This window comes from Limnobacter sp. SAORIC-580 (assembly GCF_013004065.1).
GTDB classification, from domain to species: domain Bacteria; phylum Pseudomonadota; class Gammaproteobacteria; order Burkholderiales; family Burkholderiaceae_B; genus Limnobacter; species Limnobacter profundi.
The window spans coordinates 216,141-236,513 of sequence record NZ_CP053084.1; the positions used below are offsets into that span (position 1 = coordinate 216,141).

Annotated in this window: 22 protein-coding genes; 14 read left to right on the forward strand and 8 right to left on the reverse strand. The window is 53.1% G+C overall.

Translation table 11 applies throughout. The annotated features are described in order from the left end of the window. Positions 1–2: 2 nt before the first annotated feature. From HKT17_RS00980 to HKT17_RS00990, 3 genes are read left to right on the forward strand one after another with little or no spacing between them, the layout of a single operon-like run. Positions 3–1,415 carry a multicopper oxidase family protein gene (locus tag HKT17_RS00980; protein ID WP_171097172.1) on the forward strand — a complete coding sequence of 471 codons (1,413 nt, stop codon included), beginning with the start codon at positions 3–5 and terminating at the stop codon, positions 1,413–1,415. 35 nt (positions 1,416–1,450) lie between these two features. After that, positions 1,451–1,945 carry a cupredoxin domain-containing protein gene (locus HKT17_RS00985; protein WP_171097174.1) on the forward strand — a complete coding sequence of 165 codons (495 nt, stop codon included), beginning with the start codon at positions 1,451–1,453 and terminating at the stop codon, positions 1,943–1,945. 19 nt (positions 1,946–1,964) lie between these two features. Beyond that, positions 1,965–2,324, forward strand: a complete 360-nt coding sequence (locus HKT17_RS00990) for a copper-binding protein (protein WP_171097176.1) — start codon at positions 1,965–1,967, stop codon at positions 2,322–2,324. Positions 2,325–2,342: 18 nt separating this feature from the next. Here HKT17_RS00990 and HKT17_RS00995 read toward each other — a convergent pair whose 3' ends face one another. Genes HKT17_RS00995 through HKT17_RS01005 form a run of 3 tightly spaced genes read right to left on the reverse strand, consistent with a single transcriptional unit; the run spans position 2,343 to position 5,419 of the window. Further along, positions 2,343–3,107 (reverse strand): histidine phosphatase family protein, encoded by a 765-nt coding sequence (locus HKT17_RS00995; protein WP_171097178.1) that lies wholly within the window; start codon positions 3,105–3,107, stop codon positions 2,343–2,345. A 6-nt stretch (positions 3,108–3,113) separates the two neighbouring features. Then, positions 3,114–4,190 (reverse strand): phosphotransferase family protein, encoded by a 1,077-nt coding sequence (locus HKT17_RS01000; protein WP_171097180.1) that lies wholly within the window; start codon positions 4,188–4,190, stop codon positions 3,114–3,116. Continuing rightward, positions 4,190–5,419, reverse strand: a complete 1,230-nt coding sequence (locus HKT17_RS01005; RefSeq protein WP_171097181.1) for an acyl-CoA dehydrogenase family protein — start codon at positions 5,417–5,419, stop codon at positions 4,190–4,192. The genes HKT17_RS01000 and HKT17_RS01005 overlap by 1 nt, the downstream gene beginning before the upstream one ends. Positions 5,420–5,503: 84 nt before the next feature. Between HKT17_RS01005 and HKT17_RS01010 the strand changes: the two genes are divergently transcribed. The 4 genes from HKT17_RS01010 to HKT17_RS01025 all read left to right on the forward strand — a co-directional run bounded on the left by HKT17_RS01010 (position 5,504) and on the right by HKT17_RS01025 (position 8,512). Continuing rightward, positions 5,504–6,637, forward strand: a complete 1,134-nt coding sequence (locus HKT17_RS01010) for an SMP-30/gluconolactonase/LRE family protein (protein ID WP_171097183.1) — start codon at positions 5,504–5,506, stop codon at positions 6,635–6,637. 16 nt (positions 6,638–6,653) lie between these two features. Continuing rightward, complete coding sequence (locus HKT17_RS01015; protein ID WP_171097185.1) at positions 6,654–7,157, forward strand: Dps family protein; 504 nt, start codon at positions 6,654–6,656, stop codon at positions 7,155–7,157. A 90-nt stretch (positions 7,158–7,247) separates the two neighbouring features. After that, positions 7,248–7,796 (forward strand): sigma-70 family RNA polymerase sigma factor, encoded by a 549-nt coding sequence (locus HKT17_RS01020; RefSeq protein ID WP_171097187.1) that lies wholly within the window; start codon positions 7,248–7,250, stop codon positions 7,794–7,796. Next, positions 7,793–8,512: an anti-sigma factor gene (locus tag HKT17_RS01025; protein ID WP_171097189.1), complete on the forward strand. Its 720-nt coding sequence runs from the start codon at positions 7,793–7,795 to the stop codon at positions 8,510–8,512. Before HKT17_RS01020 ends, HKT17_RS01025 begins: the two co-directional genes overlap by 4 nt. 66 nt (positions 8,513–8,578) lie before the next feature. On the opposite strand, the gene HKT17_RS01030 is transcribed toward HKT17_RS01025, so the two are convergent. Then, on the reverse strand, positions 8,579–10,309 hold the full coding sequence (locus HKT17_RS01030; protein ID WP_171097191.1) for a DUF4394 domain-containing protein: 1,731 nt from the start codon (positions 10,307–10,309) through the stop codon (positions 8,579–8,581). An 85-nt stretch (positions 10,310–10,394) separates the two neighbouring features. Next, positions 10,395–11,105: a Crp/Fnr family transcriptional regulator gene (locus tag HKT17_RS01035; protein ID WP_171097192.1), complete on the reverse strand. Its 711-nt coding sequence runs from the start codon at positions 11,103–11,105 to the stop codon at positions 10,395–10,397. 142 nt (positions 11,106–11,247) lie between these two features. Between HKT17_RS01035 and HKT17_RS01040 the strand changes: the two genes are divergently transcribed. After that, positions 11,248–11,769, forward strand: a complete 522-nt coding sequence (locus HKT17_RS01040) for an Mpo1 family 2-hydroxy fatty acid dioxygenase (protein ID WP_171097194.1) — start codon at positions 11,248–11,250, stop codon at positions 11,767–11,769. A gap of 29 nt (positions 11,770–11,798) precedes the next feature. Here HKT17_RS01040 and HKT17_RS01045 read toward each other — a convergent pair whose 3' ends face one another. Next, on the reverse strand, positions 11,799–12,131 hold the full coding sequence (locus tag HKT17_RS01045; RefSeq protein WP_171097196.1) for a DUF1840 domain-containing protein: 333 nt from the start codon (positions 12,129–12,131) through the stop codon (positions 11,799–11,801). 90 nt (positions 12,132–12,221) lie between these two features. Here HKT17_RS01045 and HKT17_RS01050 point away from each other — a divergent pair, with 90 nt between their 5' ends. From HKT17_RS01050 to HKT17_RS01060, 3 genes are read left to right on the forward strand one after another with little or no spacing between them, the layout of a single operon-like run. Then, on the forward strand, positions 12,222–12,764 hold the full coding sequence (locus HKT17_RS01050) for a hypothetical protein (protein ID WP_171097198.1): 543 nt from the start codon (positions 12,222–12,224) through the stop codon (positions 12,762–12,764). Continuing rightward, the gene (locus HKT17_RS01055) at positions 12,764–14,074 is read left to right on the forward strand and encodes an MFS transporter (RefSeq protein ID WP_171097200.1); all 1,311 of its coding nucleotides are present in this window, start codon (positions 12,764–12,766) and stop codon (positions 14,072–14,074) included. Before HKT17_RS01050 ends, HKT17_RS01055 begins: the two co-directional genes overlap by 1 nt. Positions 14,075–14,076: 2 nt before the next feature. Continuing rightward, positions 14,077–15,453 carry a heterodisulfide reductase-related iron-sulfur binding cluster gene (locus HKT17_RS01060; protein ID WP_171097203.1) on the forward strand — a complete coding sequence of 459 codons (1,377 nt, stop codon included), beginning with the start codon at positions 14,077–14,079 and terminating at the stop codon, positions 15,451–15,453. Here HKT17_RS01060 and HKT17_RS01065 read toward each other — a convergent pair. Further along, on the reverse strand, positions 15,441–17,015 hold the full coding sequence (locus tag HKT17_RS01065; RefSeq protein ID WP_171097204.1) for a YifB family Mg chelatase-like AAA ATPase: 1,575 nt from the start codon (positions 17,013–17,015) through the stop codon (positions 15,441–15,443). The genes HKT17_RS01060 and HKT17_RS01065 overlap by 13 nt on opposite strands. Positions 17,016–17,133: 118 nt before the next feature. Continuing rightward, positions 17,134–17,364, reverse strand: a complete 231-nt coding sequence (locus HKT17_RS01070) for an accessory factor UbiK family protein (protein ID WP_171097206.1) — start codon at positions 17,362–17,364, stop codon at positions 17,134–17,136. 211 nt (positions 17,365–17,575) lie between these two features. On the opposite strand from HKT17_RS01070, the gene HKT17_RS01075 reads away from it, so the two are divergent. The 3 genes from HKT17_RS01075 (at position 17,576) to HKT17_RS01085 (ending at position 20,235) form a co-directional block, all read left to right on the forward strand. Further along, complete coding sequence (locus HKT17_RS01075) at positions 17,576–18,346, forward strand: TorF family putative porin (RefSeq protein WP_171097210.1); 771 nt, start codon at positions 17,576–17,578, stop codon at positions 18,344–18,346. 71 nt (positions 18,347–18,417) lie between these two features. Further along, a complete protein-coding gene (locus tag HKT17_RS01080; RefSeq protein WP_008248258.1) occupies positions 18,418–18,756 on the forward strand; it encodes a P-II family nitrogen regulator in 339 nt (112 codons plus the stop codon). Positions 18,757–18,777: 21 nt separating this feature from the next. After that, a complete protein-coding gene (locus HKT17_RS01085; protein ID WP_008248256.1) occupies positions 18,778–20,235 on the forward strand; it encodes an ammonium transporter in 1,458 nt (485 codons plus the stop codon). The last annotated feature ends 138 nt before the right edge of the window (positions 20,236–20,373 follow it).

Consider the following 20,373-nt stretch of genomic DNA (forward strand, 5'->3'; position numbering starts at 1 on the left):
ACATGACTTCCAGACGAGAATTTTTCAAGGCCGCTGCACTGACTGGCGGCGCGGTGGCTGCGGCCAGCGTCAGCAAAGTGGCCATGAGCGCTTTGCCTGAACCCATTTTACAAACATCGCCCGACACCATGCCCCCCTTGGTGCCCAACACCGGGCGCCCTTACAACCCGGTGGTTACATTGAATGGCTGGACATTGCCTTGGCGCATGAACAATGGCGTGAAGGAATTCCACTTGGTGGCCGAGCCCGTGTTGCGGGAAATGGCACCGGGCATGACTGCCCACCTGTGGGGCTACAACGGCCAAAGTCCTGGCCCCACCATTGAAGTGGTGGAAGGCGACCGCGTGCGGATATTTGTGACCAACAAACTGCCTGAGCACACCAGCATTCACTGGCATGGCCAGCGCTTGCCCAACGGCATGGATGGTGTGACCGGTTTGAACCAGCCAGGTATTCCAGCCGGTAAAACCTTTGTGTATGAGTTTGAAGCACGCAGGCCTGGTACCTTCATGTACCACCCGCATGCGGATGAAATGGTGCAAATGGCCATGGGCATGATGGGTTTTTGGGTAACACACCCGAAGAATAAAAATCCGTTGATCAGCGAAGTGGATCGGGATTACTGTTTTTTGTTGAATGCCTACGACATTGATCCTGGTGCCTACACACCGAAAATCATGACCATGCTCGACTTCAATTTGTGGACTTGGAACAGTCGCCTGTTCCCGGGCATTTCACCTTTGGTGGCACGCAAAAATGACCGAGTGCGTTTGCGTGTTGGCAACCTGACAATGACCAATCACCCCATTCACATTCATGGCCATGAATTTGAAGTGACTGGTACCGATGGTGGGCCCACACCGAAAAACTCACGCTGGCCTGAAGTAACCGTGGACATTGCGGTGGGCCAAATGCGGCAAATGGAATTCATTGCCAGCGAGGAAGGCGACTGGGCATTCCATTGCCACAAAAGCCACCACACCATGAATGCCATGGGCCACGATGTGCCCACCATGATCGGCGTGGACCACCGGGGCATGACCAAAAAAATCACGAATCTGATTCCTGATTACATGGCCATGGGTGAGCGCGGCATGGCCGACATGGCTGAAATGCAAATGCCGCTGCCGGATAACACCATTCCAATGATGACCGGTGACGGCCCATTTGGTTCGGTCGAAATGGGTGGCATGTTCAGCATGCTGAAGGTGCGCAAGGATCAGAAACCCGGTGATTATTCCGACCCTGGTTGGTACAAGCACCCCGAGGGCACTGTGGCCTATGAATTCACAGGTGAGCTGGCTAAACCCAAACGCAGCAGCAACGCTGGGCAACCCAGCATGAAGTTGGCACAGAAAAACCAGCCGCACATTGAACTGCAGGTGCGTAAACCTACAGGCCATTCAGGGCACTAAGTGAGCAAGCAGCCATTTTGAGTAAAGGAATGTAAATGTTTAAATTTTCAGGAATCGTGTTGGCGTGTGCTGCGTTATTGGGGGGAGTGAACAATGTTGCGCTTGCCCATGGTGAAAAAAAGCACAGCAGTGCACCAGTGGTGAAAGAGCAAACCGATTGGGGCATTGCGGGTGACGCGGTCAATGTGGCGCGCACCATTGATGTGAGCATGGGCGATGACATGCGCTTTAAGCCCGGGCGGCTTGCAATCAAAGAAGGGGAAACCATTCGCTTTCGGGTAAAAAACACCGGCAAACTATTGCATGAATTCGTGATCGGTACGCAAGCCGAAAATGCAAAACATGCGGAGTTGATGTTGAAGTTTCCAGGCATGGAACACGACGAGCCCTACATGGCGCATGTGGACGCTGGTCAATCTGGCGAAATTGTCTGGACCTTTAACCGGGTGGGTGAGTTTGAATTTGCATGCCTGATCGCAGGTCATTTTCAGGCGGGCATGGTGGGCACAATCACCGTGGCTGCCAATTAATCTTTAAAGGAGTTAAATCATGAAAAATTCATTGAAACTGAGTGCAATTACCCTGGCCTTGTTGGCTGCAAATGCAGCCAATGCCAACGACCACACTGTGCATGTGGGTGGTCAAGGCCATACGCACAAAGCCGAAGCCAAGGGTGCTGCTCAAGCTGAAATGGCCGATGGCGAAATTCGCAAGATCAACAAAAACACTGGCAAGATCACTGTGAAACACGGTGAAATCAAAAGTGTTGAAATGCCGCCCATGACCATGGTGTTTGGTGTGGCCGACAAAGCCATGCTGGAAGGCCTGAAGGAAGGCGACAAAGTGAAGTTCAATGTGAAGCAGGAAGGTTCGAACTACACAGTCACCGAAATCAAGAAAGCGCAATAAGGTTTTGACTGTGGAGTATTACCTGTAGGAAATCAGGCCATTGGGTTTGGCAGCAAATGCTTCCAGCCCATTGGCTTGTTCTGCCAACACGCCTGAAATTTCACCTTCAAAATGGGCTTGCTCATTGAAGCTTGCCAGGCTGATGCCCCGCTGTCCAAACAACAGTTTGCTTACACTGCAATTGGTGATCATCCAGTTCAAGTTGAATGCGTTGGTATCGGGCAATTGCAACAGGCTTTGAGCAACTGCTGTAATTGGCCCACCCGAGGTAAACACTGCCACATTCGCTGAACCCGACCCGTGTTTTAGTTGCATCGCTTGAGCGGTCACGGAGCCCAGGCCGCTCATTACCCGGGTTTTGAATGTGCGCCAACTTTCCGGGTAGTCGGTGTCGTGTTCACCGCTCACCCAGCGCGAAATCGCTTTTTCAAAAATTTGCTGAAATGCCTTGCGGGGGTCTGCGTTCTGCATCACCTGTTGCTCGAATGCATCGGGGTCGTCGTATTGCCCAATCAGCGCTTGCAATATGGCCTCGTGGTCGTATTCGTTCAAGCCCGCATGCTGTATCGGCTCCTGAAATACACCATAGGTGCTTGCAAAGGCCTGGGCAGTTTGCAAGTGCCGGTTCATGCTGCCGCTGAAAAAACCATGCAGGCGAATTTTTCGGGCCTTGAACCAGGCGCCCAACTGGGCTGCCTGAAGTTGTCCAAGCTCGGACAAATTGTCGTAATCTGCGCTGTCAAAACTGGCTTGCCCGTGGCGAATCAAATAGATGGTACCCATGCGTGTTCAGCCCAGTTTCCTGATCAGCGATTTACAACGCCAATCAAAATAATTCACCATAATCCAGAAGTTTTTGAATGCCGGGTTGCGGGTTTGCTTGTGGTGGTAGCGGTAATAAATTTGCTGTGCAATCACGGCAATACGGAACAAGCCAAACACTTCGTAGAAGGTCCAGTTGTGGGTGTGTATGCCGGTTTTCTGCATGTAGTAATCCACCATTTCCTGGCGCGTCATCATGCCGGGCAGGTTAGAGGGTTGGCGCTGCAACATCTTCATCAAGAAGTTGTCGTCGGCTTGCACCCAATAGGTAATTACGCTGCCCAAATCCATCAACGGGTCGCCCACAGTGGCCAATTCCCAGTCTAGAGCCCCAATGATTTCGGTGGGATTGCTTGGGTTCAGCACCACATTGTCCAGTCGCCAGTCGTTGTGAATCATGCACAGCTTCACATCGTCGGGGCAATTCATGTCAAGCCAGCGTCTCACCTTGTTGAATGAACTTACATTCCATGTGCGTGCCTTGTCATAGCGTTGGTTCCAGCCGTCAAGCTGGCGGCGTGTGTAACCACTGCCCTTGCTTAAGCTATTCAGTCCGCTGGTGTGAATGTCGATCTGGTGTAGCTCGATCAAACGATCCAGAAAGTTGATGCTGAGTTGCCGGGCTTCATCGCGATCAAGCTGCACACCGCGTGGCATGTGCTTGCGCGGAATAATGCCCTCGATGCGGTGCATCACATAAAACTCGCTGCCAATCAGCGACTCATCAGCGCAATGCCCAACCATGGCCGGTACATAGGGGTACACCGGTTTCAACAGGCTTTGAATACGAAATTCGCGACCCATGTCGTGCGCACCTTTGGCTTTGGTGCCTTTGGGTGGGCGGCGCAGAATTAAATCGGCTTCGGGGTATTTCAAACGGTAGGTCCAGTTGGAAGCGCCACCAGAATATTGCGTTAACTCTGGCTTGTCGCTCAGCGTTAAACCTTTCGTGCGCAGCCAGCCTGTTACCACATCGGTATTCAACTCTTCGCCCTGGCGAACCTCACCACCTGTGTCGATGACCGATTTTGCAGAGTCGGTCATTATTTGAACCCTCGCTTCATCATCTCAATGCGGGCAATCACCCCTTTGTGAACTTCATCGGGGCCGTCGGCCAGGCGCAGGCTGCGCGCCTGAATGTAGAAGCCAGAAAGTGGCGTGTCGCGGCTAACGCCAGCTCCACCATGCATTTGAATGGCCATGTCTACCACCTGCTCAAGCACATTGGGCGCCACCACTTTAATGGCTGCAATCTCTGTCATCGCACCCAGTGCGCCAAGTTGGTCGAGCTTCCATGCGGCGTAGAGTGTTAACAAGCGGGCTTGGTCAATGGCCAGCCGTGCTTCAGCCACACGTTCGCGGTTGCCGCCCAAATTAATCAAGGGCTTTCCAAATGCCACGCGCGAAATACCGCGCTTGATCATCAGGTCCAGCGATTCCTCGGCCGCACCAATGCAGCGCATGCAGTGGTGAATGCGGCCAGGCCCCAAGCGGCCTTGTGCAATCTCAAACCCTTTGCCCAAGCCCGCAATTACATTGCCCAAGGGCACGCGCACATTCTTGAACTCCACCTCGCCATGGCCATGGGGTTCATCGTAAGTGCCGAACACGGGCAGCATGCGCTTGATTGAAACGCCCGGAGTATTCAAAGGCACCAGCACCATGGTGTGTTGGTGGTGGCGGTCTAAATCCGGGTTTTCCGTGCGTGCCATCACAATGGCGATTTTTGCACGCGGATCGCCAATGCCACTGCTCCACCACTTGGTGCCGTTGATCACCACTTCGTCGCCTTCCAGCGTGGCGGTGGCTTGCATATTGGTGGCGTCGCTGCTGGCCACATCGGGTTCAGTCATGCAAAAAACAGATCGAATTTCTCCCGCAAGCAGCGGCTCAAGCCATTCTTTTTTCTGCTCTGCATTGCCGTATTTCCACAGCACTTCCATGTTGCCGGTGTCGGGCGCGTTGCAATTAAACACTTCAGGTGCCATCAGGCTTCGGCCTGTTTCTTCGGCCACCAGCGCGTATTCCATGGTGCTCAGGCCCGCACCCAGTTTTTCGTCGGGCAAGAACATATTCCACAAGCCCACCTCGCGGGCCTTGCTTTTCAGGGCCTCCATTTCGGGGGGAATACGCCAGTTGTTCCACTCGCGGCCATTGCACTGGGCTTCAATTTTGTCCCAGTAGGCGGCTTCAAGCGGCGCAATTTCGTTTTTCATGAAGGCGCGAACGCGCTTTACAAAGTCTTGCGCTTTGGCGCTTGGTTCAAAATTCACAACGGGTCTCCTGATTATTTTGATGGTTCGGCTTGTTTCCTCCGATATCATCCATGCTAACGGAAATTACAAGGTGTCAACAACATGCGTGTTTTGGGCAAAGTTTTGGTTGCAGTGGTATTGCTGCCAGCTGCGGTAATGGGTGGTGCGGTGTTGTTTGGTTCAACGCCTGTGGAACCTGTGGCCTGGAAGCCTGCACCCATGCCCAGCCTGACCTCGGGCCCATATGCCTATAATAATTTGTTGCAAGACGCGCAAGTATTTGGCATCTACAACCTGCTGCAGCCCGAGTCAATCGCACCCGGTGCAGATGGTTTGCTGTACACCGGAATGAACACAGGTGAAATTGTTAGATTCGATCCAAGCAAGTTGCAGGTTCCTGAAAGTCCCCAAACGACTCCTTTTGATTTGATCGCTAACACCAAAGGCCGCCCCTTGGGTTTGGTGTTTCATCCCGAAGGGTATTTGGTGGTGGCCGATGCAATCAAAGGTCTACTGAAAGTGAGCCTGCAGGGCGAAGTCACGGTGTTGTCGACTGAGTCGGAGGGTGTGCCATTCAAATTTGTGGACGATGTGGCCGTAAGTGCCGATGGTCGCTATGCCTATTTTTCCGACGCTTCCAGCAAATTTGATTTGAACAGTTATGTGCTCGATATTGTGGAGCATGGCCCCAATGGAAGATTGCTCCAATATGACTTCCTCACCGGTGAAACCAAAACATTACTTGGCGGCTTGCAGTTTGCCAATGGTGTCACAATTTCAAAAGCTGGCGATTATGTGCTGGTGAATGAAACTGGAGAATACCGAATTGTTCGGTATTGGTTGCAAGGTGAAAAGGCTGGAACCAGTGAGGTATTCGTCGATGGCCTGCCCGGCTTTCCCGACAATATCCGCACGGATGCCGATGGTAACTACTGGCTTGCAGTACCCAGTTTACGTGACCCGCTGCTCGATTCACTCGCCGACAAACCTGCTGTGCGCAAAGCAATGGCAAAATTATTGAACTACGTTCAATTCCCGATCAAGCCCAGGGCCATGGCACTGGCAATCAACCCGCAAGGCACCGTGATTGCCAACCTGCAAGCTGAGAAGGCTGGTGCCTACTATTATTACTTGACGCAGGTAACGCCCTTTGATGGCAAACTGTATTTTGGGTCAGTGCACATCAACGGAGTTGCAACTATTTCCAATCCACTGGGTCTGTCACCAAACGAATAAAACTGGAGAGAGAAAAATGGCCAAAGCAGCAAAAAAACCCGACATGCCATCAATCAATATTGGTATCCCCGATGCCAAGCGTGCGGCGATTGCCCAGGCCCTTAGTCGCCTGCTGGCTGAAACTTACACCTTGTACCTGACCACGCACAACTTCCACTGGAATGTGACAGGCAAAATGTTCAACACCCTGCACACCATGTTCATGGGTCAGTACACCGAAATGTGGAATGCTGTCGATCCAATCGCAGAGCGTATTCGGGCACTTGGTTTTCATGCGCCGGGCTCCTACGCCGAATTCGCGAAGTTAAGCACTTTGAAAGACGCACCAGCCAAACCGCCCAAGGCCATGGAGATGGTGGAAATCCTTGCCAAGGGGCATGAGGCGATTGCGCGCACTGCCCGCGAAATTTTTCCCATCATTGAAGACGGTGATGATCAGCCCTCGGCAGACATCCTGACGCAACGCATGGATATTCATGAGAAAACCGCCTGGATGTTGCGAGCCCTGTTGGAGGATTAAATCGGGTTGAGTGTTTTAACCCAAGCGGGGGGCCTCGGTTTTTGCCCTCCCTTTTTGCATCTGTTTTACCTTGCAGCGAGTAGTGTTAACGTGACTGAAAAAATTTCTCCAGACCCCAGCGACTTTGACTACGAGGCTGCGCTTCTGGCCTGCGCTCGTGGTGAAAAGTTTGCATTGCAGACCATTTATGCGCGTGACAGTCGCTGGTTATTCGCCGTGGCGTACCGAATCGTGAAACGGCGTGAACTGGCCGAAGAGGTTTTACACGATGCCATGGTCAAGGTCTGGAATCGATCTCGGTTATACTCTCCCGCCTTGGGGTCTGCGCGCGGTTGGGTGTACACGGTGGTGCGCAACCAAGCGTTAAACACGGTGCGCAAACGGTTGATGGAAGTGTCTTCCGAAGAGCACGACGTGCCCGAGCTGTCGACCAACGACAACCAGGAACTGGCTCAGGAAGCTGAAAAGCTCAGTGTGTGTCTGGGCAAACTGGATGAAACCAAACGCAACGCCATTGTTTTGGCCTTTGTAGATGGTTATACCCATGAGCAAATTGCAGAACGATTGAATTCGCCCCTCGGTAGCGTCAAAAGCTGGATACGCCGAGGATTGTTGAAACTGAAGGAGTGTTTGTCATGACAGAGACGACGCAGACAGAAGCCAAGATTGTTGAGGCTGGCGAGTACGTGCTCGGCGTAATGACAGACGCTGAGCGACAGGATTTCGAGCGGCGCTTGAACCAGGACCCCGAGCTGGCCAAAGAAGTGAGCAGCTGGACTGAACATTTTGCCGCCATGTCCAGAAAGTTTGAGCAAGAACCGGTCAGTGCCAAAGTGTGGGCCAAAGTAGACCGTTCCATTGCCGCCTCTGGCGGAAAAACTGTTCCAACAACAGCCTCCTCACTCGCCTGGTTGTGGAAAGGCTGGGCAGTTGCAGCCAGCACTGCCGTGGTGGTGTTGGGCGTTCAATTGCTGGGGGTTAATCAGGATGTGAACGATGCGCCCCGTTATGTTGCGGTGATGAAAAGCCCTGATAAAACCACCGAGTGGCTGGTGGAAGCCATGCCTGATGACACGATTCGTGTTTATCAAATTGGCAATTTGCCCATTGAAGGCAACCCGGCCAACATGGGTAAAACGTTGCAGCTGTGGACCAAAGCACCCAGTGACCCGGCACCTACCTCGCTGGGTTTGATGGAATGGGGCAAACCCACGGTGGTGCGCGCCGACAAGCTTCCCGATTTGGTTGAGCAGCAGTTGTTCGAGGTGACGCTGGAACCAGCTGGTGGATCGCCCTTGGGCAACCGACCTTCCGGTCAAATCATGTTCATTGGTACTGCGGTGGCGTTGAAGTAATTTCGATGGTGTGAATAAAAAAACCCCCGGTCTTATGGACCGGGGGTTTTGTTTGTGAAGACCGAATTAATACTTCACAGTCAATGCGCGAACATCAGTGCTTGCTGTTGCTCCAGTACCGATTTCGTTCGTACCAGTGGATGTACCGGCAGCTGTCGTAACACCAGTGCCGAGGTTTGCCGTGAACAAGCTGAATGCACCAGTAGCACCAACTCTGTTGGCCATCAACACCATGCCGTTGTCGCCTCCGGAAATGTCAAAACCACCGTAATCATTGAACACTGAGCCTGTACTACCGATCACCGTCAAAGTACCATCATTCGGAGGTACTTGTTGTAATAAACGGTTGTTGTCTGCATCGATATCAAACATTCGAGTGGCAGTAGGTGCGGGGTTTGCAAAGCTGTTTGAGTATGCTATTTGCGCAATACCAAAGCCGGTAGTCAAGCCACCCAGTGTCAGGTCGGCGTCCGTGGCTGTCGCCCCAGTGCTTTCCAGGTTTGCGCCCGCAACACGATAGTTCTTGGAGGCGCCATCACCGTCAGGCGAACTGACAATGCGCAATGCATCCGCCAGGGGATTAAAGTCTATTGCGTAGCTCTTTCCCGCTGTCAAACCGTTCGTGATTGCAGTGGCAATACTCAAAGTAGATCCCAAAGTGGCCGCGCCAGTGTCTGGATTGATCGTGAAGATTTTGCCCGTGCTGCTCAAACCGTACAATCTGCCATTGCTCGGGCGGTAGTCGATTGACAAAAGGCGTTCTCCGGCGGGCAAGCCGGAAATTGCTGTGGCTGTAGCTGAATTGGGGTTGCGAATGCCGAACTTTAGCAGACGCTGCGAACCAGCGGTGTTGCCATCTAAAGCAATGGCTTGCGGGGCTGTTGGCTGAATCAAGACCATGCCAATTACTGGATTGGGTACATTCAGCGTGCCAACGGCTGTGGTAGCCGCGGGCACAGGAAGAGTGGCAGTGGCGTCTGGAATGGAAACTGTGTACAAACCAGTCACCCCACCCACTGTCATCACTGCGAAGCCACGGTTGTTGCGCGCATCGATGTCGAATGCCACGTTGCCTGTCGCGTCAACGCCCAATGGAGCTGCAACAACTTGTGTGCCATTGTTTGGTGGATCTTGCAATGTCAATGTGTCGGTTGTGGCGTTGATGTTGAACAAACGAGTGGTTGTAGTACCATCAAACGAGTTGGTGTAACCCGCACCAGAAATATTGGCCGCTGCACCATTCACATCACCATCGGTGAATGTTGCACCCACGGGCACCGGGGGCGTGGCTGTAGGGGCTGCATTTAATACGACGCGTAGGTTTTGACCTGTGCTGCTGATCACGCGAAGTGCATCCGCAGCGGGATTAAAATCAACCCCAAATGTTGCAGGTGCTGCGGACAGCGCTGAATACGGGGCGCTTGAATCGCTTGGATGGGGCGTCAGAATCGCAACTTCAGTCGCTGCGCCTGTACGCGTGTTAATTGTGTACAAACGTCCTTCGTTGGGCACACCTGTCATTCCGTTGTTACGTGCTACAGCGTACAGTTGCCCGTCACGTGGTCGGAAATCAATACCCACAATTGCAAACCCGGAAGCAATACCAGATACGGTAGCAGACGTGCGAATCACACCAGGCTGGGTTTTGTCATAGCTGATAAGTTGGTTTGTCGCGGTCAAAACCAGCATGTCGCCAGCGGGCAGTGCGGCAAGTTCGTTGCTGTCATCCGATCCACAAGCGGCAACTAAAGCGCCCGAAACTGCCAGCGCCAACCATTTCATTCTAAATTTTGTCATTTTTCCCTCTGTCGTTCGTGCTTAATACGGAGTCAAACCTCGCGGTGACACCCATAGAACACGAATAACCAGAGATTGGATGCAGTCAAATCAGTTCTGCCTTCCGTTTTAACCCTTCTAGATTCAAGATCTCGATATTCCCCCTTCCCAGTTGAAGTAAACCTTCATGCTCCAGTTCCTTCAGCATCTGGTTCACTGTTTGCCGCGAAATTGACAGCATGGCTGAGAGCTTCTCTTGCGACACATGCAGGGTACGCGCGCTCACAGTGCTGCTGTCTGATCGTATGCCGTAGCCCTCAGCCATTTGTAGCAAACGGCGGGCAAGGCGGGTGGGGGTGGGCAACAGGGCCGCGTCTTCAATGGCCCCGAAAATAAGGCGCACCTTCTGGGTCAACAGCAGGCCAAATTCACGCCAGTAGTTGGGGTTTTCTGAAATCAGTTGATCCAGCAGAGCCTGCCGCACATGAAATACAGTGGCAGGTCCGTCTGCCAGCGCATCGTGGGTGCGGGGTTGGCGGTCGAACAGGCAAATTTCTCCAAACCAGTCCGGTGGGTCAATCAGGGTCAGGATTACATGTTTGTCCTCTGCGCCATGTTTGCTGGCGCCCACAATTTGTACCGACCCGCTCAGCACAGCATACAAACCGTCGGCACAATCGCCCCTCGAGAACAGGCGCTGCCCGTTGTGAAACTGACGCAAAACGCCGTGCTTTAACAAAGCCTGTTGCAGGTTGCCGGGCAAATTGGCAAACCATTTCCCGCGGTTCAATATTTGTTGAATGTTGTGTGTCTGCATTGTTTTTTTGTTATGTCTCCACCTGTTCCACTAAATTAGCATCAAATGTCAGGCAATTGACAGACCTTTCAGGCTTGATTTGTAACCATATAAGCCCAAAATCAAATATTTAGAGCAATTGCCGCTTCAAGGAGAACAAGCCATGAGAACGTTGGTCGATCAACTGGCAACTTATGCCACTTATCACCGAGACCCACGCAACATCGCCACCCACTTCGTGGGCGTGCCAATTATTGTGTTGTCTGTGCTTATTCTGCTGTCGCGCGTGTCGGTTGATGTTGCTGGCATCGCGGTTACGCCGGCATTGGTGGTGTTTTTGTTGTCCAGCCTGTTTTATCTCAAACTCAGCCTCGCTTACGGTTTGGCCATGTTTGTCATTCACGGCGCACTGCTGTTGGCTGCCGGCCACTTTGCAACCTTGAGCACATTGGCCTGGTTGGGTGCTGGCGTGGGTATTTTTGTGGTGGGCTGGATTATCCAGTTTGTGGGCCACTATTACGAGGGCCGCAAGCCCGCTTTTGTAGACGACCTGATTGGCTTGGCGATCGGCCCCTTGTTTGTGGTCGCTGAACTGGGCTTTTTAATTGGCTTGGGCAAGAAAACCCAAACGCAGGTTGAAGCCATTGCCGGCCCTGTGCGCCGACGCGAAACAGCTAGCGCTTAAACACAACAAAGCCTCGGCAAGGGGGTTCATCAGAACCCCCAATGCACGTCCACTTCTTTTTTTGCTGCTTCTTCCAGCATTTTCAACAAGGGGTAAGCTCTTTGTTCCAGGCCCACATGGTTTTTCAGGGCAATTTTTTCTTCGGCGCTTAGCTCATCTTCATCAATCGGGTTCTCGGCGCGGGCCATGCGTTCAGTATTGACCGCTGCAACCAGCTGTGCATGGGCATGCGCAAGATCGTGTGGTTCGATCACGCCCCGCTCACTGGGTTCAATACCCATAATTCGAAATAGTTGGTCTGCATTGGATTTGAACATCACTATGTCGCCGGCTGCTTTCGATTTGAATTTCACAATACCCATTCTGTCCACACTCTGGTTATCACTGCTATTGATCTGTATCAAGAGCCCCTACAATGGAGCACCTGCCTAATTTTCGCCTCAAAGCGCCTCATGAAAACAGCTTTCACTTCAAGCCGTGCAATTTTCGTTTCCCTGCTTGCATTATGCGCCTTGGTCGCTTGTTCGCCCCAGTTCAACTGGCGCGTGGTGCCCAATACCGACATCGGCTACATGGCCACTTTTCCCGACAAACCAGCGCAAGCCACCCGAACCATGGATCTGATTGGGCTTCAAGTGCCGCTGACTTTGCAGGCTGCGCAAATTGAAGGCTTGTATTTTGCCGTAGGCACCGTGCCCTTGCAGGGCGAATTGGCAGCGCAAGGCGCAGCCCTGCGCGACGCTTTGGCCCAGGCGGTTGCCAACAATATTGCGGCGGGCCAGGCCGAGGTAAAGCCTATTCAATGGTTGGGCAAAACCGTCTATGAAATGTCGATCAAAGGCAAGTTGCCAAGCGGTGAAGCTGCTTTTGCGCAGGCTCGTTTTTTTGAGCACCAAGGCGTTTTGTATGAGGTGTTGATGATGGGCCCTGGCGAGGCTGCCAATCCAGATTCAGCCACTTCGTGGTTCGGTGGCTTTTCCCTGTTGGGGCAGTAATGCAGTACAAACCCGAAAATGTATCGCGTGAAATTGGGCCCGATGGCGTAGAGCACATGTATGTGAATGGCAGCCTCGCCATGCGCATGTTCATTATTTTCGCAGCCGCCTATGTGATGTCCTATGCGTTCAGGGCCATCAATGCCGTAATCGCACAGCCCTTGGTTCAAGAACTGGGGTTGACCGCCGGGCAGTTGGGTTTTCTGGCCTCGGCGTATTTTTTGTCCTTTGCCATTATGCAGTTGCCTGTGGGGGTCATGCTGGATCGTTACGGCCCGCGGCGCGTTGAGGCAGTGTTGATCGGATTTGCAGCGCTGGGTGCCCTGCTGTTCGCAGTTGCTGATTCTTATCTGGTGTTGTGGTTGGGCCGAGCCCTGATAGGTGTGGGCGTGTCGGCGTGTTTAATGGCGGCCGTAAAGGCCTACTCCCTGTATTTCAGGCCGCACATGCAGGCCAGCCTGTCATCCTGGATGCTGGTGGCCGGGTCGCTTGGAGCACTCACCGTGACCACGCCCGTGGAAGCCGCTTTGCCTGCTTTGGGTTGGCGCGGTGTGTTTGGGGTGGCAGCAGTGTTGTGTGTATTGGCTGGTCTGGCACTGTGGTTTGCTTTGCCAGCTTTGTTCAAACCCCAAAAAACCCAGTCGGTTGCCGACATGGCCCAGGGTTACCGGGCCATTTATGCACACCCTCATTTTTGGCGTGTTGCGCCTTTGGCCATGATCACGCAAGGTGGTTTTATGGCTTTTCATGGTTTGTGGGTTGGCCCCTGGTTCACCAATGTGATCGGGGTCAGCAATGCACAGGCCGCGCAAAACATGTTCTGGATTTCTGCAGTGCTCATGCTGGGTTATCTCGCTTTGGGCTTTCTGACCAAACGGGTGTCCAAAGCGGGGGGTGATGAAGATCAAATCATGTTGATCGGCATGGGTTTGTCACTGTTGGTATTCGCTGTTCAAATTGTGCAGGGCGAGCAGTCAAGCTTGTGGGGCTGGTTAATCCATGCCTTCCTGATTTCGTCCGGCATCATGACTTATGCCACTTGCAACAAGCCATTTCCAAAGAAACTCACGGGTCGTTCCAGTACGGCTTTGAACCTTCTGATTTTCATCGGTGCATTCAGTATTCAATGGGGCATTGGCATAGGCATTGATACCTTCGTGGCATTGGGGTTGGACAGTACCGATGCCATGCGGCTTTCGCTGGCCATTTTGTGGGTCCTGCAATTGTTCAGCTGGATTTGGTATGCTCGACCTGGACGCAAAACAAGTCATCTAATTCCGTTTGGGGTAGAACAACAACATCGGGGGTGAGCATGGCTCAGGCTCTAGTGGATGGCAGTGCTCATGAAGCATTGGGGCTCAGTGTTACCTGGGCCAGCCCCGATTATCTCGATGAACAGCAATGCTTGGCGAGCATGGAGCGCGTGTTCGACGTGTGCGCCAGCTGCAGGCGTTGTTTGTCCCTGTGCAGCACCTTTCCCGCTTTGTTCGACCTGATTGATGAGTCTGACGACTCAGAGCTTCGCAGCGTACCCAAATCGCGCTATCTGAACCTGGCCGATCAATGCCACCTGTGCGACCAATGCCATGTGGGCCATTGCCCCTACAGCGCGCCACACCCCCAGCAAATCAATTTTCCGGCCACCATGCTGCGCGCCAAGGCTGTAAAGTTTGCCAAGGGCAGTGTCAGTTATACCAACGCTTTTGAGCGGCACCATCCTTTCTCTCATCTGGCTGGTATTCCGGTTGTTACTGCGTTGGCAAACACAATTGTGGACAGCAGTGCTGTGCGCAAGTTGATGGAACGCATGACGGGTGTTGACGCACAAGCCTGGTTGCCCAAATTGGCCAAGCGAACATTTCTTGCTCAGGCGAGTAGTCTAATTATGGCCAACCCCTCGCAGGCCGCCGTAGTGGCAGACCATGGCCAGGTACCCCGGCAGGTGGCTATTTTTGCCGGTTGTTACGTGAATTTGTACGAGCCGGAAATTGGCCGGGACTTGATTCAAGTACTGCAGCACAATGACATTGAGTGTGTGGTAGCCAATCTTGAGTCATGTTGTGGCCACGCCAAACTGAACGCGGGCGACCTTTCCGGTTTTGCTGATTTGGCGCGAAGCAACATACCGCCCTTGTTGGCTTTGGCGCAAAGGGGGTACGCCATTGTTTCCCCAAGCCCCGCTTGTTCAAGAGTATTCACACACCATTTGCCAACTCTTTTTCCGGACGATGTGGAAATTCAGCAAGTGAAGGAAGCATTTTGGGCGCCCACTGAATACCTGATCGCCTTGCATGGAGAAAGCGCTTTGAGAACCGATTTCAGCAACCCCCTGGGCAAGGTGAATTATCACGAACCGTTCCTGGGTGGTGCCCATTTGGGTATTGCCCGGCACACCGAGACCTTGTTAGGTCTGGTGCCCCACACCGAAGTGAATGTGGTTAAGGGTAGCCCCGGCTTCGGCTGTCATTGGGGCAACCAGCGCGAAGATTTTCCCGGGGCGATCAAGTTGGGGCAGCGTGTGTTCAGGCAAATGGCTGAGCAGGCCCCTGACTATTTGTCGACCGACTGTCAGTTAACGGGTCGGCAAATTGCCTGGGGTATTGAAATCCTGGACCTTGTCCAGACCTCTGACAAAAAACCGGAACTGGTACACCCTATTACCTTGCTGCGAGTGGCTTACGGGTTGTGAGTCGGGTGGTGCACGGGCGATTGGCTACCCGCCTCGCCAGCCAGCGCTTTTCGGTATTGAATGGCGGTAGCAATGTGTTTTTTATCAATTTGACCTGCTTGGTCAAGGTCAGCCAAGGTGCGTGCCACCCGGCAAATTCGATGCAGTGCACGGGCTGAAAGATGATTTTTCTGGGCGTAGGCCAGCAACAGTTTTTCAGCGCTGCTGGCGGGTTTGCAATACTTGTTAATTTGGCCTGCGCTCATTTCACCATTCAGGCAGCCCTGGCGTTGTAGCTGAATGGTGCGGGCCTGTTCAACTTGTTTGCGCAGCTCGGTACTGCTGCCCAACTCGGCGTGGTCTGTTTCCCCGTGTAGCAGTGTGCCGTGGTCAATGGCTTGCACCTCAACTGAAATATCCAGCCGGTCGGCCAAGGGGCCAGACAGTTTGTTTTGATACTTTCTTACTTGGTCGGGTGTGCATCGGCATTCTTTGGCAGGGTGCCCAAACCAGCCGCAGGGGCAGGGGTTGTGGGCGCACACCCACAAAAACCTTGCCGGAAAACTGGCCTGGTGACCTGATCTGGAAATATTTACACGCCCGGTTTCAAGCGGCTCACGCAGCGACTCAAGGCAACGTCGATCAAATTCCAATACCTCATCGGTGAACAAAATACCTTGGTGTGCCAGCGTAATTTCTCCTGGCGAGGGTGGGTTTCCTCCGCCGATCAGCGCGGCCATGGTGCTGCTTGGGTGCGGATTCCGAAAAGGGCGCTGCGGGCTTAGCACGTCACTTTCGCCCTTCAAGCTTCGTATGGCTGAAATTTCCAGCGAGTCTTCAAAGGGCAGCGGTGGCATCAGGCTGCCAACACGCTGTGCCAGCATCGACTTCCCACTGCCGGGCGGTCCCACCAAGCGAATGTGGTGTTGGCCCGCTGTGGCAGCAAGCAAGGCGTGTTTGGCGGTTTGGTGACCAATCACCTCGGCCATGTCCAGCGGGTTTGGCTGGCTCGCGTTGCCGTGCGTATTATGCGTGTATTGCTCTAGTGGGTTACCGTGCCCCACCAAATGCGCTGCCGCTTCAAACAAATTGTGGGCACCAAATACCGCAATGTCAGGCACTGTGGCTGCAAGCTTGGCTTGCGCTTTGGGCATCATCAGTTTTAAAGGGCGTTGGCCGGCCGCAGATTCTTTTCGGGCTGCAACTGCCAGTGCAAAAGGGCTACGAACGCCAGTCAGCGCACCAGAAAGTGAAAGCTCGCCGGCAAATAACCAGTCAGAAAGGTCGGCTTTGGCCAGTTGGCCCGATGCACTCGCAATGCCCAATGCCACTGCAAGATCGAATGCCGCGCTGCCCTTGGGAAGGTCGGCGGGTGCCAGGTTGACTGTAATTCGTTGAGAGGGAAACTCGAATCCGCTGTTGAGCAAGGCCGAGCGAACCCGTTCTTTCGATTCGCGAATTTCGGTATCGGGCAGACCAACCAGCGCGAAAGAGGGTAAACCGGCCGACAGATGAACTTCAATTTGAACCGCAACAGGGCGAACGCCCACAAAAGTCAGGCTTTGAAGGGTGGCTAAAGGCATGGTAGAGACATGGTGGGGCGAGAGTCAAACCCCCACGATTATCCCCACACAGTTTGGTTTGGCAAACGGGTGCTTCGGTTTGCGTCACCCGGTGGAGGAGGCCTTGCCCGTCGGTGGGTCAGGTCCGTTTCTCGAGTTCAGCCACGCGCATTTCCAGTGCATGCACCTTTTCGCGCAACCTGTTTAACACTTCCTTCTGAATCTCAAAATCCTCAAGGCTGACAAATTCCATGTCTTGCAAACCCTGGCGAATCAGCTGTGTGACGGGGTTTTCCATGTTTTGAAGCCCTTTTGCATTGAGCAATTCACCCACTTTGGCCGTGATGGCATCGAAAGGATTGTTCGCCAATGTTTCCCCCAAAAGAGTTGTATCGCATTGCACCGAAACAGTGCACCAATTTGGTGCTGCGATGGAAAATTCAAAAAATTGAATCGCTATTGTGCCCGAAAAAGGGGGATTTATCGCGAAATTACCGACGAGTTCACGGCTGGCACACTTCTCGCTAATAGACCCTTGCCAAAAAAACTTTACGGCATTCATCTATTTTTAGGAGAGTGAGATGAAAAAATTAGTACTGGTCGCCGCAATCGCCGCAACTACTTTCGGTGCTGTTTCAACTGCACAAGCTGAAGTAACTACTACAGCAAACGCCAACATCACCACCGACTACAAGTTCCGTGGTATTTCCCAAACCAACGCAGGCCCAGCTTTCCAGGGTGGTTTTGACGCCGCTTTCAGCAATGGCTTCTACGTAGGTAACTGGAACTCCAACATCAACAACCTGGGCGCTGGTAGCTCCGGTTTGGAAATGGACTTCTACGGTGGCTATGCTGGTTCATTCGCCAACGGTATCGGCTACGACGTAGGTGCCCTGTATTACTTCTACGAAGGTTTCGCGCCAGCCGTTAACGGCCCAGACGCTGACACTCTGGAAATTTACGGTAAGTTGTCCTACGCTGGTGCATACGCCAAGTTGTCAGTGGCCGCTTCTGATGACTATTTCGCGTTCCAGGCCGCCAATGGTTCAAACGATCAGGGTGGTTCTACCTACCTCGACTTGGGTTACACATTCGCATTGTCCGATGCGCTGTCTTTGACCGCTCACTACGGCTTGACATCGTTTGACAAGGACATGGCTGACCTGCGCCCTGGTGCTACCGGCACAATCGACTCCTATGCTGATTACAGCATCGGTGCCACTTATGCCTTGAGTCCCAAGTATTCCGTGACTGCCGCTTACATCGAAACTGATGATGACGCATCCGCGTTGATCGGCAACGACGATCTGACCGACGGTTCTTTGGTAGTGACTTTCAGCGCCAAGTTCTAAATTGAATCCAGACAGCGCTCTGAAGAGGGGCGCTGTTTTTACCCTCTTCAAACTTAATTCAGGAGTGCGTAATGAAGCTAATTTCAGCAGTCATTAAGCCTTTCAAACTCGATGAAGTCCGTGAAGCGCTGTCTGCCATCGGCGTGCAAGGCATTACGGTTACCGAAGTGAAAGGTTTTGGTCGCCAAAAGGGTCACACAGAGTTGTACCGTGGCGCCGAATATGTAGTCGACTTTTTGCCCAAAGTGAAAATCGAAGCCGCAGTGGACGACAGCCTTGTAGATCAGGCCTGTGAAGCCATTGAAGCCGCAGCCAAAACTGGCAAGATCGGCGACGGCAAAATTTTTGTGTTTGATTTGTTGAGTGTTACCCGTATTCGCACAGGCGAAACCGGTAAAGACGCCCTTTAACCAGAGAGAAGTGAGGAAATCATGAAAAAACTTCTGACTGTCTGGCTGGCGGCCGCTGCACTGGGTTTCAGTGTTGCAAGCCCCGGTGTGTTTGCACAAGAAACACCGATGGCGCCTGCCACCGAAGCCACTGAAACAATGCCCGCTGCAGTTGAAGCAGCGCCCGCAGCAGTAGAACCTGCTGCCGAAGCACCCATGGCTGCTGAAGCTGCCCCCGCAGAAGAAGCCGCACCTGCTGTTGAGCAAACAGTGGACAAGGGCGACATTACCTGGATGATGATTGCCACAATTTTGGTAATTTTCATGACCATTCCTGGTTTGGCACTGTTCTACGGTGGCCTGGTCCGCTCGAAGAACATGCTGTCTGTGCTCATGCAAGTCATGTCCGTGTTCTGTTTGATTGTTGTGTTGTGGGCCATTTATGGCTACAGCCTGACTTTCGGCGGTGGTGACAATCCGTTCGTGGGTAACTTCAGCAAGCTTTTCCTGAGTGGTGTAACACCCGATTCATTGTCGGCCACCTTCACCGAAGGCGTGATGATCCCCGAATTCATTTTCATCGCATTCCAGTCCACTTTCGCGGCCATTACTTGCGGGCTGATTGTGGGTGCATTCGCTGAGCGCATCAAGTTCTCTGCTGTACTGTTGTTCTGTGCAATCTGGTTCACATTCAGCTACATCCCAATCGCACACATGGTGTGGGACGCTGCAGGTTTCATCTTCGCAGACGGCGCAATCGACTTCGCTGGCGGCACAGTAGTTCACATCAACGCTGCGGTTGCAGGTTTGGTGGGTGCCTACATGATCGGCAAGCGTGTTGGTTACGGTAAAGAAGCAATGACTCCACACAGCCTGACATTGACCATGGTTGGTGCCTCCATGTTGTGGGTGGGTTGGTTCGGTTTCAACGCCGGTTCAAACCTGGAAGCCAACGGTGGTACAACACTGGCCTTCATCAACACATTGCTGGCCACGGCTGCTGCAACACTGAGCTGGGCCGCTGCTGAAGCACTGCTGAAAGGCAAGGCCTCCATGCTGGGTGCTGCTTCCGGTGCAGTGGGTGGTTTGGTTGCGATTACTCCAGCTTGCGGTACGATCGGCCCAATGGGCGCACTGATCCTCGGCTTGATGGCTGGTCCAATCTGCCTGTGGGGCGTAACTGGCCTGAAGAAGATGTTGGGTGCAGACGACGCACTGGACGTATTCGGTGTACACGGCGTGGGCGGTATCTTGGGTGCCTTGATGGTGGGTGTGTTGTCAGCACCTAGCTTGGGCGGCACCATGGGTGACGACTTCGTGATCGCTTCTCAGTTGGCAGTACAAGCCAAGGGCGTGGTAATCACCATCGTTTGGTCTGGTATCGTGGCTGCAATCGCGTTCAAACTGGTTGATCTGATCGTCGGTTTGCGTGTTTCTGAAGATGCAGAGCGCGAAGGTCTGGACATCACCTCACACGGTGAAACAGCCTACAGCAAGTAAGTAACACTCTCCACTTAGGTGGAATCCTTCAGCCCGGGGTAAAGGGCTGATTCAAAGGCACCTTCGGGTGCCTTTTTTGCTTCACCCCCGATTTCCCTTCCTCAATGTGGCAGTGCAGCGTTTTGGATTACACTTGGC

Coding starts and splice junctions, on each gene's coding strand:
- HKT17_RS01060 (WP_171097203.1), top strand. CDS start 14,077: ATGGCTCAGGCTCTAGTGGATGGCAGTGCTCATGAAGCATTGGGGCTC.
- HKT17_RS00980 (WP_171097172.1), top strand. CDS start 3: ATGACTTCCAGACGAGAATTTTTCAAGGCCGCTGCACTGACTGGCGGC.
- HKT17_RS01040 (WP_171097194.1), top strand. CDS start 11,248: ATGAGAACGTTGGTCGATCAACTGGCAACTTATGCCACTTATCACCGA.
- HKT17_RS00990 (WP_171097176.1), top strand. CDS start 1,965: ATGAAAAATTCATTGAAACTGAGTGCAATTACCCTGGCCTTGTTGGCT.
- HKT17_RS01010 (WP_171097183.1), top strand. CDS start 5,504: ATGCGTGTTTTGGGCAAAGTTTTGGTTGCAGTGGTATTGCTGCCAGCT.
- HKT17_RS01015 (WP_171097185.1), top strand. CDS start 6,654: ATGGCCAAAGCAGCAAAAAAACCCGACATGCCATCAATCAATATTGGT.
- HKT17_RS01075 (WP_171097210.1), top strand. CDS start 17,576: ATGAAAAAATTAGTACTGGTCGCCGCAATCGCCGCAACTACTTTCGGT.
- HKT17_RS01080 (WP_008248258.1), top strand. CDS start 18,418: ATGAAGCTAATTTCAGCAGTCATTAAGCCTTTCAAACTCGATGAAGTC.
- HKT17_RS01055 (WP_171097200.1), top strand. CDS start 12,764: ATGCAGTACAAACCCGAAAATGTATCGCGTGAAATTGGGCCCGATGGC.
- HKT17_RS01025 (WP_171097189.1), top strand. CDS start 7,793: ATGACAGAGACGACGCAGACAGAAGCCAAGATTGTTGAGGCTGGCGAG.
- HKT17_RS01065 (WP_171097204.1), bottom strand. CDS start 17,015: ATGCCTTTAGCCACCCTTCAAAGCCTGACTTTTGTGGGCGTTCGCCCT.
- HKT17_RS01050 (WP_171097198.1), top strand. CDS start 12,222: ATGAAAACAGCTTTCACTTCAAGCCGTGCAATTTTCGTTTCCCTGCTT.
- HKT17_RS00985 (WP_171097174.1), top strand. CDS start 1,451: ATGTTTAAATTTTCAGGAATCGTGTTGGCGTGTGCTGCGTTATTGGGG.
- HKT17_RS01045 (WP_171097196.1), bottom strand. CDS start 12,131: ATGGGTATTGTGAAATTCAAATCGAAAGCAGCCGGCGACATAGTGATG.
- HKT17_RS01035 (WP_171097192.1), bottom strand. CDS start 11,105: ATGCAGACACACAACATTCAACAAATATTGAACCGCGGGAAATGGTTT.
- HKT17_RS01030 (WP_171097191.1), bottom strand. CDS start 10,309: ATGACAAAATTTAGAATGAAATGGTTGGCGCTGGCAGTTTCGGGCGCT.
- HKT17_RS01085 (WP_008248256.1), top strand. CDS start 18,778: ATGAAAAAACTTCTGACTGTCTGGCTGGCGGCCGCTGCACTGGGTTTC.
- HKT17_RS00995 (WP_171097178.1), bottom strand. CDS start 3,107: ATGGGTACCATCTATTTGATTCGCCACGGGCAAGCCAGTTTTGACAGC.
- HKT17_RS01000 (WP_171097180.1), bottom strand. CDS start 4,190: ATGACCGACTCTGCAAAATCGGTCATCGACACAGGTGGTGAGGTTCGC.